Annotated in this window: 15 protein-coding genes, 1 tRNA gene and 1 pseudogene; 7 read left to right on the top strand and 10 right to left on the bottom strand. The window is 45.5% G+C overall.

Annotated elements, in window-relative coordinates; translation table 11 throughout:
• Window positions 1-94: 94 nt before the first annotated feature.
• The gene (locus tag IEY13_RS21470; protein WP_188956079.1) at window positions 95-1,312 is read right to left on the bottom strand and encodes an HD domain-containing protein; all 1,218 of its coding nucleotides are present in this window, start codon (window positions 1,310-1,312) and stop codon (window positions 95-97) included.
• A 52-nt stretch (window positions 1,313-1,364) separates the two neighbouring features.
• Between IEY13_RS21470 and porX the strand changes: the two genes are divergently transcribed.
• From porX to IEY13_RS21440, 6 genes are read left to right on the top strand one after another with little or no spacing between them, the layout of a single operon-like run.
• On the top strand, window positions 1,365-2,918 hold the full coding sequence (gene porX / locus IEY13_RS21465; protein WP_188956077.1) for a T9SS response regulator signal transducer PorX: 1,554 nt from the start codon (window positions 1,365-1,367) through the stop codon (window positions 2,916-2,918).
• Window positions 2,919-2,951: 33 nt separating this feature from the next.
• On the top strand, window positions 2,952-3,329 hold the full coding sequence (locus IEY13_RS21460; protein WP_188956075.1) for a hypothetical protein: 378 nt from the start codon (window positions 2,952-2,954) through the stop codon (window positions 3,327-3,329).
• A gap of 14 nt (window positions 3,330-3,343) precedes the next feature.
• Complete coding sequence (locus IEY13_RS21455; RefSeq protein WP_188956073.1) at window positions 3,344-4,117, top strand: MBL fold metallo-hydrolase; 774 nt, start codon at window positions 3,344-3,346, stop codon at window positions 4,115-4,117.
• A 45-nt stretch (window positions 4,118-4,162) separates the two neighbouring features.
• Window positions 4,163-5,146: a ComEA family DNA-binding protein gene (locus IEY13_RS21450; protein ID WP_188956071.1), complete on the top strand. Its 984-nt coding sequence runs from the start codon at window positions 4,163-4,165 to the stop codon at window positions 5,144-5,146.
• A gap of 37 nt (window positions 5,147-5,183) precedes the next feature.
• A complete protein-coding gene (locus IEY13_RS21445; RefSeq protein ID WP_188956069.1) occupies window positions 5,184-6,323 on the top strand; it encodes an acyl-CoA dehydrogenase family protein in 1,140 nt (379 codons plus the stop codon).
• A gap of 56 nt (window positions 6,324-6,379) precedes the next feature.
• A complete protein-coding gene (locus tag IEY13_RS21440; RefSeq protein WP_188956067.1) occupies window positions 6,380-7,462 on the top strand; it encodes a sensor histidine kinase in 1,083 nt (360 codons plus the stop codon).
• Between the two features lie 48 nt (window positions 7,463-7,510).
• Here the strand turns inward: IEY13_RS21440 and clpX are convergent, their stop codons facing one another.
• The 9 genes and pseudogenes from clpX to IEY13_RS21395 form a co-directional block, all read right to left on the bottom strand.
• On the bottom strand, window positions 7,511-8,746 hold the full coding sequence (gene clpX, locus IEY13_RS21435) for an ATP-dependent Clp protease ATP-binding subunit ClpX (protein ID WP_188956065.1): 1,236 nt from the start codon (window positions 8,744-8,746) through the stop codon (window positions 7,511-7,513).
• Between the two features lie 93 nt (window positions 8,747-8,839).
• Window positions 8,840-9,472 (bottom strand): ClpP family protease, encoded by a 633-nt coding sequence (locus IEY13_RS21430; RefSeq protein ID WP_188956063.1) that lies wholly within the window; start codon window positions 9,470-9,472, stop codon window positions 8,840-8,842.
• Window positions 9,473-9,506: 34 nt separating this feature from the next.
• Window positions 9,507-10,196 carry a ClpP family protease gene (locus tag IEY13_RS21425; protein WP_188956061.1) on the bottom strand — a complete coding sequence of 230 codons (690 nt, stop codon included), beginning with the start codon at window positions 10,194-10,196 and terminating at the stop codon, window positions 9,507-9,509.
• A 106-nt stretch (window positions 10,197-10,302) separates the two neighbouring features.
• Complete coding sequence (locus tag IEY13_RS21420) at window positions 10,303-10,473, bottom strand: hypothetical protein (protein WP_188956059.1); 171 nt, start codon at window positions 10,471-10,473, stop codon at window positions 10,303-10,305.
• A gap of 94 nt (window positions 10,474-10,567) precedes the next feature.
• Complete coding sequence (gene tig / locus IEY13_RS21415; RefSeq protein ID WP_188956057.1) at window positions 10,568-11,929, bottom strand: trigger factor; 1,362 nt, start codon at window positions 11,927-11,929, stop codon at window positions 10,568-10,570.
• An 80-nt stretch (window positions 11,930-12,009) separates the two neighbouring features.
• A tRNA-Leu gene (locus IEY13_RS21410) sits at window positions 12,010-12,091 on the bottom strand.
• Window positions 12,092-12,118: 27 nt separating this feature from the next.
• Complete coding sequence (locus IEY13_RS21405) at window positions 12,119-13,315, bottom strand: hypothetical protein (protein ID WP_188956055.1); 1,197 nt, start codon at window positions 13,313-13,315, stop codon at window positions 12,119-12,121.
• An 87-nt stretch (window positions 13,316-13,402) separates the two neighbouring features.
• On the bottom strand, window positions 13,403-14,902 hold the full coding sequence (locus tag IEY13_RS21400; protein ID WP_188956053.1) for a lipopolysaccharide biosynthesis protein: 1,500 nt from the start codon (window positions 14,900-14,902) through the stop codon (window positions 13,403-13,405).
• Window positions 14,903-14,985: 83 nt separating this feature from the next.
• A pseudogene (locus IEY13_RS21395) lies at window positions 14,986-15,387 on the bottom strand (peptide chain release factor-like protein); the annotation flags it as partial.
• 33 nt (window positions 15,388-15,420) lie between these two features.
• On the opposite strand from IEY13_RS21395, the gene dtd reads away from it, so the two are divergent.
• Window positions 15,421-15,873: a D-aminoacyl-tRNA deacylase gene (gene dtd / locus IEY13_RS21390; RefSeq protein ID WP_188956049.1), complete on the top strand. Its 453-nt coding sequence runs from the start codon at window positions 15,421-15,423 to the stop codon at window positions 15,871-15,873.

Genomic DNA, 15,873 nt, shown 5'->3' with positions numbered 1-15,873 from the left:
CTCTTTTAATACACAAACCGGTTGCTACTCCTTGTTTGTGCAAACGGATTGTTTAATGAAACGGGTCTTTTCTTAACTTATTGATATATTTAAGTTAAGCAAGGGTGCAAAAATAGAATTTTTTAACAGGCGTAGAAAGAGTTTGATGGATGAGTGGGTTATCAACCTGCGAAATATTCTTTACAGCGCCTGATTTAAAATAGATATTGATGTCTTCTGTCCCTGGATTATAGGTGGTATTTACCGCTTCACCGGCAAAAACCAGATAGGAAGCATCGTTTTCCGATATTTCCAATTTTGCAGCCACTTCCTGCCTGTGTTTTGTTAAAATTGTTTCGTCAAAAGGTTCCCCCTGAATCACGCATCTCAATAATTTACGGTTTAACAGGCTGGTACAGAGCGTACTAAGTGCAATATCCGGGTGTTTACTCCATCTTTTAATGGCAAATGTAACATCCGCATCGTCCATGCTACAGAACGCTTCCATGGAATGGGCGTTGATGGTACCGTCAAACTCCCCGCTTAAAAAATAGTCCAGGGCAGAATACGTGCGTATACAGGCATCTTCTGTGCTGTAGATGTCTCTGGCGCGCTCAATAATCTTTTTCAGCATTTTTTCGGCCGAAAGTACCGTTTTGTGCAGATACACCTGCCAGTACATCTGGCGGCGGGCTATCAGAAACTTTTCTACGCTGTAAATGCCTTTCTCTTCCACCATCAGTTCATTATTGTGTACCAGCAGCATTTTCAGAATACGGTCGTATCCGATAACGCCCTCACTTACACCGGTAAAAAAGCTGTCGCGGGTAAGGTAGTCCATCCGGTCCATATCCAGCTGGCTGCTGATGAGCTGGTGCAGAAAGAGCTTGTGGTATTTATTGGTAAAAATATCTATAGCCAGTGTTAAGCGGCCATCCAGGCAACGGTTCAACTCGTGCATAATGCCCAGGCTCAGCACTTCGTGATGAATGCCGGGCGCCAGCCGGTTTTCCAGTGCGTGCGAAAAGGGGCCATGCCCGATATCGTGCAGCAGAATAGCGGCTTTTACCGCCACATCTTCCTCATCAGAAATATCAGCCCCTTTGCTTCTCAGCTCTGTTACTGCCTGGCACATAAGGTGGTAGGCACCTAGTGAGTGGTGCAAACGGGTATGTACAGCACCCGGATATACCAGGTGCGCCATAGCCATCTGGTGAATGCGGCGCAAACGCTGATAGTAAGGGTGAGCAATAATATCAAATATCAGCGGGTGGTTGATGGTAATAAAACCATAAACCGGGTCATTAATGATTTTGCGCTTGGTAGATGGCATGTTTTTGGTACTTTGTTGACGCTCCGCAATATAAACATTAAATGACCTGCATATGGCACTTGGATTTATTCTCTGGGTTGATGATGAGATCGAAAGCCTGCAATCGCAAAAGATATTTCTGGAAAACAAAGGCTACACCGTACAAACATTAACCAATGGATTTGAGGCCATAGACTTTGTAAGGGATAACCCGGTAGATGTGGTATTGCTGGATGAAAGCATGCCAGGCATTACAGGGCTGGAAACCTTATCACGCATTAAAGAGATAAATCAGCAGGTGCCGGTAATACTGATTACCAAAAATGAAACGGAGAACCTGATGGATGAGGCCATTGGCAGCCAGATTACCGATTACCTGATTAAACCGGTAAACCCCAACCAGGTATTGCTGAGTTTGAAAAAGGTAATGGATAACAAACGCCTGGTGGCTGAAAAAACCACTACCGCCTACCAGCAGCAGTTCCGCAACCTGTTTATGGCGCTGAACAGCGATCCCGGTTATAACGAATGGATGGATATTTACCGCAAGCTGGTATACTGGGAGCTGGAGATGGATAAAAGCGACAGCCCCGAAATGCAGGAGGTGTTTCAGACACAGAAGCAGGAAGCCAACACAGAGTTCTTTAAATTCATCAGCAAAAACTATCTCAGCTGGCTACAGCCTGCGGCCGACGCGCCGGTAATGAGCCATAACCTGTTTCAGTTTAAGGTACTGCCACATGTGGAAAAAGGCACACCTGTGTTTTTTATACTGATAGATAACCTGCGGTTTGACCAGTGGAAAGCCATTCAGCCACTGTTTATGGAAAACTTCCGCATACTGGAAGAAGAAACCTTTTACAGCATTTTACCCACCGCTACCCAATACAGCCGCAATGCCATTTTTGCCGGGCAGATGCCTGCACAGATAGAAAAATCTTTTCCTGATTTGTGGAAGAATGACGATGAAGATGGCGGAAAGAACATGTACGAGGAAGAGTTTTTCAGGGGGCAGCTGAAACGCCTGCGCCGTGATGATGTTAAATTCAGTTATACCAAAGTGGTAAACCATGCAGACGGGCAGCAACTGGTAAACAACGTGCATAACCTGCTACAGAACGATCTGAATATTATTATTTACAACTTTATGGATATGCTGAGCCATGCCCGTACCGAAATGGAGGTGCTGAAAGAGCTGGCTGGCGATGAAACCAGTTACCGCAGTATTACCCGCAGCTGGTTTGAACATAGCCCTTTAAACCAGGCGCTGAAAAAGATTGCCGGTAAAAAGATAAACCTGGTGCTGGCTACTGACCATGGCAGCGTTAGGGTAAAAACACCTTATAAGGTGGTGGGCGATAAGCAAACCACAACCAACCTGCGTTACAAACATGGCCGTAACCTGAATTACGAAGCCAAAGAAGTACTGGCTTTCCGCGATCCTAAGCTGGGCGGGTTGCCGGTACCCAACGTAAACTCCTCTTATATTTTTGCCCGTGAAGATGGCTTTTTGTGTTACCCCAATAACTATAACCACTACGCCAATTACTATAAAAACACGTTTCAGCACGGCGGTGTAAGCCTGGAAGAGATGATTGTGCCGGTTATTAAAATGGTAAGTAAATAATAGAAACTCTTATTTTTCTCTACTTTTGAGCGTATGAAGTATACACAATCGAACCTGGACAAATTGCAAGGTATACTGGGCGAGTCTGATTATGTGGTACGCTATGAAAGAGGCACCTTCCAGAGCGGCTGGTGTTTACTACAGCAAAAGCGGGTGGTAGTACTGAATAAGTTTTTAAACGTAGAAGGCCGTATTAATACCCTGATGGAGATTATTCCTCAGCTGGATATAGAATATGATCGCTTAACCCACGAGTCTCAGAAACTGTATGAGACGCTGAAAAAGCGTGCAGCCGAATTACTGAGCGAATCGGAAGCAGGCAATGCAGAGGAAGCAGATACAGAGGATGCAGGCGCACCGGATGAAGCCCCAGCAGCACCGGAAGAAGAAACACCATCAGAAAAGGAATAAACACAACCAGCTACATGTCTCTACCGCTTCGAATTACTTTTTTAGGAACAGGCACCAGCAGTGGCGTACCTATGATAGGCTGCCATTGCGAAGTGTGTACGTCTGCCGATGCGAGAGATAAAAGGCTGCGGAGCAGCATTCTGGTAGAAAGTGCCAACACTTCTTTTGTGGTAGATACCACACCCGATTTCCGGTATCAGATGCTGCGCATTCATAATGAAAAGCTGGACGCGTTGTTGTATACCCATCCGCATAAAGACCACACGGCGGGGCTGGATGATATACGCCCTTACAACTACTTTCAGGCAAAAGCTATTGACGTATATGCCAACAGCATGACCATTGCGCAGTTAAAGCGGGAGTTTGCCTATGTTTTTGAAGAACACAAATATCCCGGCATACCTGACGTTAATGTGCATGAAATAGATCTTACCCCTTTTCAGATAGGTGACATTCCGGTAACACCCATATTGGTATGGCACCATAAAATGCCCGTATATGGCTACCGTATAGGCGATTTTACCTACATAACCGATGCTAACCGGGTAGATGATACTGAAAAAGAAAAGATTAAAGGTTCTAAAGTAATGGTGGTAAACGCCCTCCGCAGCGAGCCCCATATTTCTCATTTTACATTGGATGAAGCATCCGCACTGGTAAATGAAGTGCAGGTGCCTAAGGGGTATTTTACCCATATAAGCCACCAGCTGGGCAAACATGAAGCAGTGGAAAAGCAACTACCTGCCCATTTACGCCTGGCATACGACGGCCTGGTAATAGAAGTATAACCATGTTATTACCAGGGCTGCGTTACATTGCTTATATTTAGCTATATGAAAACACAGACCTGGAAAGAATACCTCAGTTTTTCCAAAAAAGAACGGATTGCGTTAATTGTATTACTCACTATTACCGCATTGTTCTGGCTGCTGCCCCGGCTTTTCTCTTCTTCCTCATTACCTCCGGTGCTGGATACGGTAGTATTGCAAACCTCTTCTGACAGTATTATACTGGCAGCATCACTGGCGGAAACGCCTGCAGGCGAAACAGGCACTGCATCCCTTTTTACTTTTAACCCCAATACATTGGATGCTGCCGGCTGGCGCAGACTGGGCCTTTCTGAAAAAGTAGCCCGCACCATTCAACATTACCGCGAAAAAGGAGGCAGGTTTTACCGCCCGGATGATCTGAGAAAGATATACGGCCTGCATTCAGAAGAGGCGGACAGACTGATCCCCTATATCCGCATTCCTGAATACGGGAGCGGCCAACAGTCGGGAAGGTCAGTTGCTTACGCTGCATCTGCTTCCGCAGGTAATGCATACTATACACAGGGTAACGGAGGGTACAGCTCCGCCCAGTCAGGCAATAGCCCTTATGCCACACCTGCTTCTGCTAACGGCCCGCATACCGGTAAGAAGCTTGCCCGTATAGATATTAATACTGCAACCATAGAAGATTGGATACGCTTCCCCGGTATTGGCGATGTACTCGGTGGCCGGATTATTGCTTTTCGTACTAAGCTGGGTGGCTTTCGCCAGATTGCACAGGTGGGCCGTACGTATGGTGTTAAAGACAGCGTTTTCCAGGCAATAAAGCCTTATCTGGTGTTAAACCCTGCTACTATGCCTCGCCTGAATGTAAATACCGCTACTGAATTTCAGCTGCGGGAGTTGCCGGGCATGAACACAGAAATAGCGCAAACCATTATTGCGCATCGCTGGAAGCAGGGGGCTTTTATTACGTTGGCAGCACTACAGCCAGTAATTGGGGAAAAGGTTTTTCAACAGATTCAATCATATCTCATTGCCGAATAAATAAATCCATTATCTTTAAACCTAACAATTGTTAGTTATGAATTTCCAGCCAGATGAAATTACCCAGCAGGTGAAACAAACTGCCAGAGACTTTGCAAAACAACATATTCTGCCGCACGTAATGGAATGGGATGAAGCTCAGATTTTTCCGGAAGCACTGTTTAAAGAACTGGGAAAGCTGGGAATGATGGGTGTATTGGTGCCTGAAAAATACGGCGGCAGCGGGTTGAGTTATTATGAATATAAAGTAGTAATTGAAGAAATAGCCAAAGTATGCGGGGCCGTAGGCCTGAGCGTAGCGGCGCATAACTCGCTGTGTGTAGGCCATTTACTCTATTTTGGCAATGAAGCCCAGAAACAGAAATACCTGCCTGCGCTGGCTTCCGGCGAACACCTGGGCGCCTGGGCGCTTACGGAGCCTTCTACCGGCAGCGATGCGGGTAATATGAAGTGCGTGGCGGTACAAGACGGTAACGATTGGGTATTGAATGGTACCAAGTGCTGGATTACCCATGGCCGTTCCTGTAATGTAGCCGTAATTATAGCCCGTACAGGCGAGCCACGTTCTAAAAATAACAGTACTGCTTTTGTAATAGAAAAGGGTACCCCCGGCTTTAGCGGTGGTAAAAAAGAAAATAAACTGGGCATGCGCGCCAGTGAAACGGCAGAAATTATACTGGATAACTGCCGCATTTCTGATGAAAACCGTTTGGGCGAAGTGGGAGATGGGTTTCACCAGGCTATGAAGGTGCTGGATGGTGGGCGCATTTCCATTGCCTCTTTATCATTGGGAATTGCCAAAGGCGCTTATGAAGCAGCGGTGAAGTATGCGCAGGAGCGGCATCAGTTTGAGCAGCCCATCAGCCATTTCCAGGGCATCAGCTTTAAACTGGCCGATATGGCAACAGAAATTGAAGCAGCCGATTTGCTTACCTTACAGGCATGCCATCTTAAGAACACCGGACAGCCTATGACCAAACAGGCGGCTATGGCTAAATACTATGCCAGTGAAGTGGCAGTAAAAGTGGCCAACGAAGCGGTACAGGTATTTGGCGGTTATGGATACACCAAAGACTTTCCGGTGGAGAAGCATTACAGAGATGCCAAACTGTGTACCATAGGTGAGGGAACCTCTGAAATTCAGAAGGTGGTAATTGCACGCGAGGTATTAAAATAGATTTTATACCGGATGTAATCGATAGTTTGATTAATTTAGGCGCATAGCCCCTGTCGATGAAACCAATTATTCTATTCCTTACCCTGATTTTATGTATTGTGACGGCTGGTCCAATATCTGCACAAAAACAAACAGGGGAATTAACACGTCTGGATTCACTGCAACAAACTGTTAACCGGTTAGAGCAGGAGAAAGAAGCTGCTTTGGCAAAAATGCAGGAGGCAGAACGTATACTGCAAAACCAGAAGGCATTGCTGGTGCTGGCAGGCGTATTGTTTATTCTGCTGATTGTTATGGCTATTCCTTTTTATCTCAACTATAAAAAGGTGCAGATGTTTAGTGATGCGCTGAAGCAGAAGAACGGCATTATTCAGAAGAATGCCGCTTCGCTGGATCAGTTGAACCGCGCCATATCGCGCCAGAACCAGAAGCTGGAAGAGGATAATAAGCTGAAGGATAAACTGCTGTCGGTTATATCGCACGATCTGCGGCATCCGCTGGTGAATACCAAAAGCATTTTAGACCTGATTAACCTGAAACTGGTAAGCCCTCAGGAAACAGAAGAACTGCTGGAGCAGCTGGAAAACCAGTATGTACGCAGTTTGTCGCTGCTGGATAACCTGTTGTTCTGGATTCGGGGTCAGATGAAGGGTCTGAAAATAGAGCGGTCGGATATTAATATGTTCCGAGTAATTACTTCGCTGATTGAGGAACAAAGGGTATCCCTCCAGGCCAAACAGATACAGATGATCAACCGGATTGATACGCAGCTGGTATGGAAGGCGGAAAAGGAAATGCTGAAGATTATTTTCCGTAACCTGCTTACCAACGCTATTAAGTTTACGCCCACCGGTGGTGAAATAATTATCAGTTCCGTTACGGATGAGCATTATGCCTATATACTGATTAAAGACACGGGTATCGGTATGACGCCGGATATTCTGCAAAAGATTAACAGCCGGCAGTACATCTCTTCCAAAGGCACCTCCAACGAAAAGGGGAGTGGTTTTGGGCTGATGCTGGTGAAAGACCTGATTATAAAAAATGATGCAGAATTACTGATTGATAGCGAGCCCGGCAGGGGTACTACCATGGCCGTAAAATTTTTACACGCACAGCCTGTAAAAGAAAATGCCTGATTCTATAGAATCAGGCATTTTCAGTATGCTTTAAGCTGTATCAGTAGCTTACGCCACTTTCAATACGCCCATTTTGCTTTTGTTAAACTGTGCTTCTGCATAAGGCAAGGTAACTACCAGTTCCTTAACGTCGCTGCCGGGCATTTCAAACATAGCGTCAGTAAGAATATGCTCACAAATGCTTCTAAGGCCGCGGGCGCCCAGTTTAAACTCCATGGCTTTGTTTACCATAAAGTCCAGCACTTCTGTTTCTATTTTCAGCTTAATACCTTCCAGTTCAAACAAACGGCTGTATTGTTTAATCAGGCTGTTTTTAGGCTCGGTAAGAATTGAACGCAGGGTTTCTGTATCCAGTGGCTCCAGGTGGGTAACCACAGGTAAACGGCCCAGCAGTTCCGGAATCAAACCAAAAGATTTCAAATCCTGTGCGTTGATAAACTGTAACAGGTTTTTCTTCTGAAGCTCCTGCTGGTCTTTATTTACGCTAAAGCCGATTGCGTTGGTATTTACCCTGCGGGCAATTACTTTATCAATACCGTCAAAGGCACCACCGCAAATAAACAGAATATTAGAGGTGTTCAGCTTAATCATTTTTTGCTCAGGGTGCTTACGGCCGCCCTGTGGTGGAACCAGTACTTCGGTACCTTCCAGCATTTTCAGCAGGCCTTGTTGCACACCTTCGCCACTTACATCGCGTGTAATAGAAGGGTTATCGCCTTTACGGGCAATTTTATCAATCTCGTCAATATATACAATCCCTTTTTCAGCAGCACTTACTTCGTAGTTACAGTTTTGCAACAGGCGGGTAAGCATGCTTTCTACGTCTTCGCCTACATAACCTGCTTCGGTAAATACGGTTGCGTCCACAATAGCAAAAGGTACGTTCAGCAGTTTGGCTACGGTTTTAGCCAGCAGGGTTTTACCCGTACCGGTTTCACCTACCATAATCAGGTTGCTTTTTTCAATTTCAACCTCATCCTGCTGTTGTTTTTGCGTAATACGCTTATAGTGGTTATATACAGCCACGGAAAGCACTTTCTTGGCTTCGTCCTGGCCTATAATGTACTGGTCTAAATAGCGTTTAATTTCAACGGGTCGCTTAACGGAAAAGTTATACTGGGCAGACTGCTGTTCGCTTTTCACCTGCAGCTCCTGCGCAATAATCTCCTGTGCATGTTCTACACAGTTCTCGCATATATGCCCCTCCTGACCTGCTATCAGGATCTTCACTTCATCGCGACTTCTGCCACAAAAAGAGCAATGCAAGCTTGATTGTTTTGCCATAAAATAAATAGGTTCTAAAATGCCTGTTCTGCAAAAATACTAAAACCGCTGACCGGCAGCGGTTTTAGTTGCTAAAAATATGATAGAAAACTATTAAATTTTGTCTAATACGCCGTCTACAATACCGTAAGCAATTGCCTCGTTTGCGTCCATCCAGTAGTCTCTGTCAAAGTCTTTCAGTACCTGCTCTACTGTTTTACCGCAATTCTCTGCCAGTATTTTAGCACCCAGCAGCTTGGTTTTCTCCATTTGCAGGGCGTGAATTTCAATATCAGCAGAGGTTGCCTGGAAGTAACCACCTAAGCTGGGCTGGTGAATCATTACCTCGCCATGCGGGTAAATAAAGCGTTTGTCTTTGGTACCCACGCTCAGCAGAATAGAACCCATGCTGGCTGCCAGGCCCATACAAATGGTGCTTACCGGGCTTGAAATCATTTTAATGGTATCGTAAATAACCATACCGCTGGTTACCACACCGCCGGGGCTGTTGATATACAGCTTAATTTCCTTTCCTGGCTTGTCAGCTTCCAGTAATAACAGTTTGCTTACCACATCTCTGGCAGACTTATCGTCTACACCACCCCACAGGTAAACCGCTCTTTTCTCCAGAAACAGTTTTTCCATCTTCTTCATTAACAGGGGCGACATTGGTTCCGGCTTTTCTTCTTTCGGGCTTTCGTCCTCGTCTTCAGATAAAAACGGATTGATATATTGAGAATGTATCATATCAGATTAACTTTTATCAGGTCCTTTAAATCAATTATTTCCTTTCCTTACGTGGGTTGGTGAACAGCACCTCATCAATCAGGCCGTATTCTTTTGCTTCCTGGGCAGATAACCAGAAGTCACGATCGCGGTCGGCAGCAATGCCTTCCGGAGTTTTGCCGGTGTGGTTAGCCAGAATTTCGTCCAGTTCCTGTCTGATCTTGCGTATTTCACGCGCAGTAATCTGGATGTCAGAAGCCTGACCACCAATAGAACCACTTGGCTGGTGTACCATTATACGCGCATGCTTCAGCGCACTACGTTTACCAGGAACGCCGGCAGCCATTAAAATAGCAGCCATACTGGCAGCAATACCAGTACAAATGGTAGCCACATCGGGGCTAACAAACTGCATGGTGTCATAAATACCTAAACCGGCATATACGCTGCCGCCCGGGCTGTTAATATACATCTGAATATCGCGTGAGCGGTCGGTGCTGTCCAGAAACAGCAGCTGCGCCGTAACGATGTTTGCTACATAGTCATTAATAGGCTCACCCATAAAGATGATTCTGTCCATCATCAGACGGCTGAAAACGTCCATGCTGGCAACGTTCAAAGGCCTTTCTTCTATTATATAGGGAGTAAGGTTGGTTATATCATGCTGCCTGTAGTTATGCAGCGTGGCACTGCTGATACCGCGGTGCTTCACTGCATATTTCTCGAATTCCTTTCCAAAATCCATAGTATGTTGTTTTGAATGTGTAGAATCTTAATTCCGGTATGTGAAGTTGTTGTCAAATATTATGCAAATAGGCCAATGCGACAATCCGTCAGTTGCTGGTGCAGATTTATGGCATAAAATCATCATGCTGAGGGCCATATTTCTCAAAAACCTTATCTATCGCACCGCCAAACAGGGGAAACTTTTCTTTGGCAAAATCTTTAAACACTACAATGGATTGAAGGGCCTGCTCCTCCGTTATTCCCAGGGCCATCAGGCGGTTAACCAGCTCTTGCATAGGTACTTATTTTGCCAAAAGGTAGGGATAAAAAATTAAAATCCCGCACAGTGGCGGGATTCTAATTTGTTCATTATAGTTGGGTAACTATCTGTTAATGATGGTGGTGGTGCAGTTTTTCTGCAAAAGCTTCTGCGCTGATAGCTTCTTCTTTTGCACTTACCTGTGTTTCCAGTAAACGGAACAGTTTGGTAGTCTGCAACTGGAAGTAAGTGTTCTCCACAAACTTCTGATCTTTCAGCATACGGTTGGTATACTCATCCATCCACGGCGCATCACCAAAGTCCTGACCGCCCATGTAACCTTTAATCTGCTCTTTCGCAAATTCTTTGATTTCAGAGGGGTCTACAGAAATTTTGTTTTCGTTAATCAGTTTGTTGGTAACCAGGGTCCACTTCAGCTGGTTGGTGAAGTTAGGATACTCCGCTTCTGCTTCTTCGGCAGTTTTAGGCTGCTCGCCACCGGTTTGTAACCAGCGCTTCAGAAACTCAGCAGGAAACTCCATATTGGTATGATCTACCAGGTGGTGGTAAATCTGATCGTGTACCTGGTTGCTGGATTGCTGACCGTAGTAGTTCTCAATCTCTGCTTTTACAGCAGCACGGAAATCAGCTTCGGTTTTAATATCACGGCCGGGGTAAACGGTGTTGAAGAACTCTTCGTTTAACTCAGCTTTTTCAATTAAACCTACTTTGGTAATAGTCAGCTGGAAATATTTATCGGCATCAGCAGCGTTGTCTTTGCTCAGGCCCAGATCGCTCAGTACCCACTCTCTTTCTTTGGTTTCGAAAGCTTTGCTCAGCTGAATGGTAATAACGTCATCTTTTTTCTTGCCTTGTAATTCGGCACGTACCGGCTCTGTGAAGTATTTAACCAGTAAAGAGTTGGATTTGGTAACGCCACCTTCTACAACAGCACCGGTAGCGTCTACTTCTTTAAAATCTACGTTTACAACGTGGTCTTCGCTGGTAACTGTTTCAGGATCGGTCATTTTACCGTTGCGGATCTGCAGGCGGTTTACTTCCTCGTTAATCATTTCATCCGTTACATTGATTTTGTAGCGGGTTACTTTAATATCGTTCACGTTTACATTGAAATCAGGCTTCAGGCCAATTTCAAACGCAAAAACATAATCGTTCAGGTTGTTCATGTCTAATGCGCGTGCATCGCTATCCAGAGGCAGGGGCTGGGCAAAAATGTCCAGTTGCTCTTTAGACATATAACTGTTCAGTTCTTTTTCTACTGAACGCAGTACTTCTTCAGTAAAAATGCTCTGGCCGTACATTTTCTTTACCACACCAGAAGGCACCATGCCTTTACGGAAACCGGGAATGTTAACTGTTTTAGCGTATTTTTTGAGGCTTTGCTCGAAGGCTGGAAAGTAATCGTCTTTCGCTAAGGTAACGGTCAGCTTGTCTGTTAAAAGAGCTATGTTTTCCCTTGTAATTGTTGCCATTTGATATGAAGTTGAAAAGTTATAAGGTTGACATGTCGATACCTTTCAACTTCTCAACTATATCAACCCCACAAAAAAAGTGCGGATGGAGGGACTCGAACCCCCATGCCTCGCGGCGTTAGATCCTAAGTCTAATGCGTCTACCAATTTCGCCACATCCGCATTATCGGGGTGCAAATGTAGGGGTAATTAGTTTACTTTATACATTTTATTGGCAGAATTAATATAATCTAACGGATCAAATGCTTTATCAAAGGTTTCCTGGAGGTCTTTCAGGCGTACTTCCAGGTCTTTTACCTTAGCTCCAATCTGCGAATCGTTGCGGTATTTGGCAAATAAGTCGCTGTATTTCACTATGTTCTGGCTAATACGGAACGTAATTTGCCCAAAACGCAGCTTCAGCGCCTGCACTTCGTTCATCGGAATAAAAACCAGCTGTTTCCACTCCTTCGGGTTGTCTTCTTTTTCGTCTGCCACAAAATCCGCCGCTTTCTGGCGCAGATCAGTCATGTACAGGTACCTTTTCTCGGCATCATTCTCTTTGGTGAATTTTGCTGCAAAATCGGCGCTGCTTACTTCCAGCGTTTTCAGGTTACTGCCAATGGCTTTGTCGTATTTGGTTTGCAGATCGTTCAGTTCTTTGGTAATGGTTTCCCATTCATGCTCAATCTGGTCTTTATCGTAGTTAAACTGGCTCAGCTTCATGGTAAGCGACAGCATCTGCTCACTCTGGGCTTTCAGGTCTTTTTCTTTTTTACCCATGCCGTCAATATAACTGGTCATGCTGCTGAACAGGGCAGACGTAATAGGCCCTGTTAACGGCACCGCGCTGGTAAGGCTGCCGGTTACATTCAGCAGGCTGCTGGTAATGCTCAGCATAGGGCTTTTATCTTTATTGCCCTGCAGATAGGTATTAAAACCTTTGTACCACTCCTGAAAGCCAGGATAGTTCATAGGGTTGGCCGTTTCCGACAGGGAACCAAAAAAGGCCTTGGTGGAATTGAATAAGATCAGTGGCTTAATCTCCCGGTCCATAGATACCAGGTTAACCAACGCACTCTGGTAGTTGGCCTGGAATATATTCATTTCGTTCTGGTCAATCGCTTTCTGCTTGTCTTCCAGCGCCTGTACACGCAGCAACAGTTTATCAGCCTTTTCTTTGGCGTCTTTAGATTCTTTGATGCTCTTATCCAGATCGCCTACTTTTTCATCCAAACGGAAAACGGTAGAGTCAATAGTACGCGTGCGGCGGTCAAAAGTTACCTGAATTTCACTGAGTACTTTATCTCTTAATTGCTTGTCGTTCAACGTATCACCCGTTTGCGCAAAGCAGGGGCTGGCACCTGCAAATAACGTGGCTATGGTTACACTGGCTAAATGTTTCATCCGTTCTCTGTTTTTGTCCGTTTTACGGGCATGAATATAGGTAAAACCTACCTGTTCACAGAGGAATTCAAATTATATGCCACGGGATTAGATGTATTTACCTATAACCGGCAGTTTACCGAACTCTTTCCGCTCTATTTTAATGATAAACAAGGCGTAAGCGCCCATAAAAAGCGTAGCCAATACCAGGCTGAAAATGGTAGACGACCATAGCAAAGTGAGGCCTTTATGTATCAGAAACAATACCAGCACAATTACCATATAGGCCACCAGTTTTTTCCAGGCATAAGGCACCGGATAGGCTTTCTGGCCCCAGATAAACGAAATAACCATCATGGTACCGTAACACAGACAGGTAGCCCATGCGCAGGCCATATAACTGAAGAAAGGAATAAAAGCGGCATTGATGGCCAGGGTAACCGCTGCCCCTATAAGGGTAATCCAGGCCCCTGCCATGGTGCGGCCCGATAGTTTATACCAGATGCTGAGGTTGTAATAAATACCCAGGAACATATTGGCAAACAGCAGAATGGGCACTACTTTCAGGCCCACCCACATATCCTTGTTTCTGATAAAATGCTTCCAGATATCCAGGTACAACGCCACAAACAGAAACATGAGGGTAATGGTAATTACAAAAAACTTCATGATGCGGGCGTAGGTACGCGGGGCATTGCCTTCACCGGCCTGTTTAAAAAAGAACGGCTCAGCCCCCATGCGGAAAGCAGTAATAAACAGCGTGATAAGGATAGATAGTTTGTAGTTGGCGCTGTAAATACCTACCTGCACTTTGGCCGCCAGTTCTGTGCTGCCGGGCGCCCACCAGTTAAGCATAATACGGTCGAAGGTTTCGTTAATCATACCTCCAAAACCGGCTACAGTCAGTGGCAGTGAGTAAATCATAATCTCCTTCCACAAACGGGCATTGAAGGAAAATTTAAACTGCGCCAGCTGTTTGTACAGCATCACCAAGGTTACAGCGGCTTGTATAAGGTTGGCGATGATAATGTAGCCAACCCCATTGTCGGGCCGGAAGAAAAGCGATACAAACGAACCACCGGGCTGGCTTACCAGGCGCGGGCATACGCTCAAAAAAAAGTACACCATGCCAATATTTACCAGCACCCCCGTAATGCGTATAACGGCATAACGAACCGGGCGGCCTTCCTGCCGCAAACGGGCAAAAGGTAGTGTAGCCAGTGCGTCCAGTGCAATAATATAGGTACACCATCTCAGGTATTCCGGATGTTCTTCCATGCGCAGCAACTGCGCCAGATGCCCTGCATTCAGCAGCAGCAATGCAGAGAGTATTACCGTACTCACCAGCATGGACATCATTAAAGTATTATATACCTCATCCGGTTTGCCTTCTTTCTGGGCATAGCGGAAAAAGGCGGTTTCCAGGCCGTAGGTAAAAATGACGTTTAAGAATGGAATAGCGGCGTATACCAGGCTCATATCCCCATACAGGGCCACGCTTAATTTTCCGGTCAGATAGGGAGTCAGCAGGTAAGTCAAAAACCTGGAAGCCATAGAGCTTACTCCATACCATATTGTCTGACCCGCTAATTTTTTAATACTACTCAATTCCCCGAATGTTTAGCAACAAAAATACAGGAAAGCCCCTGAAGCATATTGCCTGCTGTTACAGGCTTTTCCGTTCCATAACGTTAATAATCGTTCCGGCTTATCTTCCGGCGGCTTTCTTTTTTTATTCCCGACAGCTTTTTCGATTCCAGCCGTCTTTCTTTTACCGCCCTGGGCATACGGCTGGCCAAACGGGTTTTCTTTTTCTGAACGGCCTCATTTACCAGTATATTCATTTTCAGAACTACTTCCTCCTTGTTACCCAACTGGGTTCTTTTCGCCTGCGATTTTACCAGCAGGTGGCCCTCGCCGGTAATACGGTTAGCCAGTTTTTCCTGTATCAGTGCTTTTTGTTCATCGGTTACCAGGGCCGATGCCTGTACCAGCCAGCGGCCTTCCACCATCGTTTCCACCTTGTTTACATTCTGACCGCCCTTACCGCCGCTTCGTGCTGTCTGAAACGCAATTTCAGGCGTAATATCTATCTTCATAATGCTATAAAGGTAGAAACAAAAACAATGAGAGCGGTAATACAAAGGGTTACGGAAGCTTCTGTAACTATAGACGGTACAGTGAGCGGCAGTATTGCAAAAGGCCTGTTGGTATTGGTAGGCATTGAAGATGCGGATACGGATGAAGACGTTGCCTGGCTGAGCAGCAAGTTGGTGAACCTGCGCATTTTTGGTGACGAAGCCGGGGTAATGAACCTGAGTGTAAAAGACTGTGGTGGGGATATATTACTGGTAAGCCAGTTTACCCTGCATGCCAGCACTAAAAAAGGCAACCGTCCCTCTTACATTAAAGCCAGTAAGCCAGCTTTTGCCATTCCCGCCTACGAAAAAATGATTCAGCAGGTAACGGCCGACCTGGGTAAACCCATTCAAACCGGCGTATTTGGCGCAGATATGAAGGTGCAGTTGCTGAACGATGGGCCGGTTACTATTATTATTGATACCAAAAACAAGGAATAA

The sequence above is a fragment of the Filimonas zeae genome, assembly GCF_014641615.1.
In the GTDB taxonomy this organism is placed as follows: domain Bacteria; phylum Bacteroidota; class Bacteroidia; order Chitinophagales; family Chitinophagaceae; genus Filimonas; species Filimonas zeae.
This window is presented reverse-complemented; position numbering and strand designations above follow the sequence as displayed.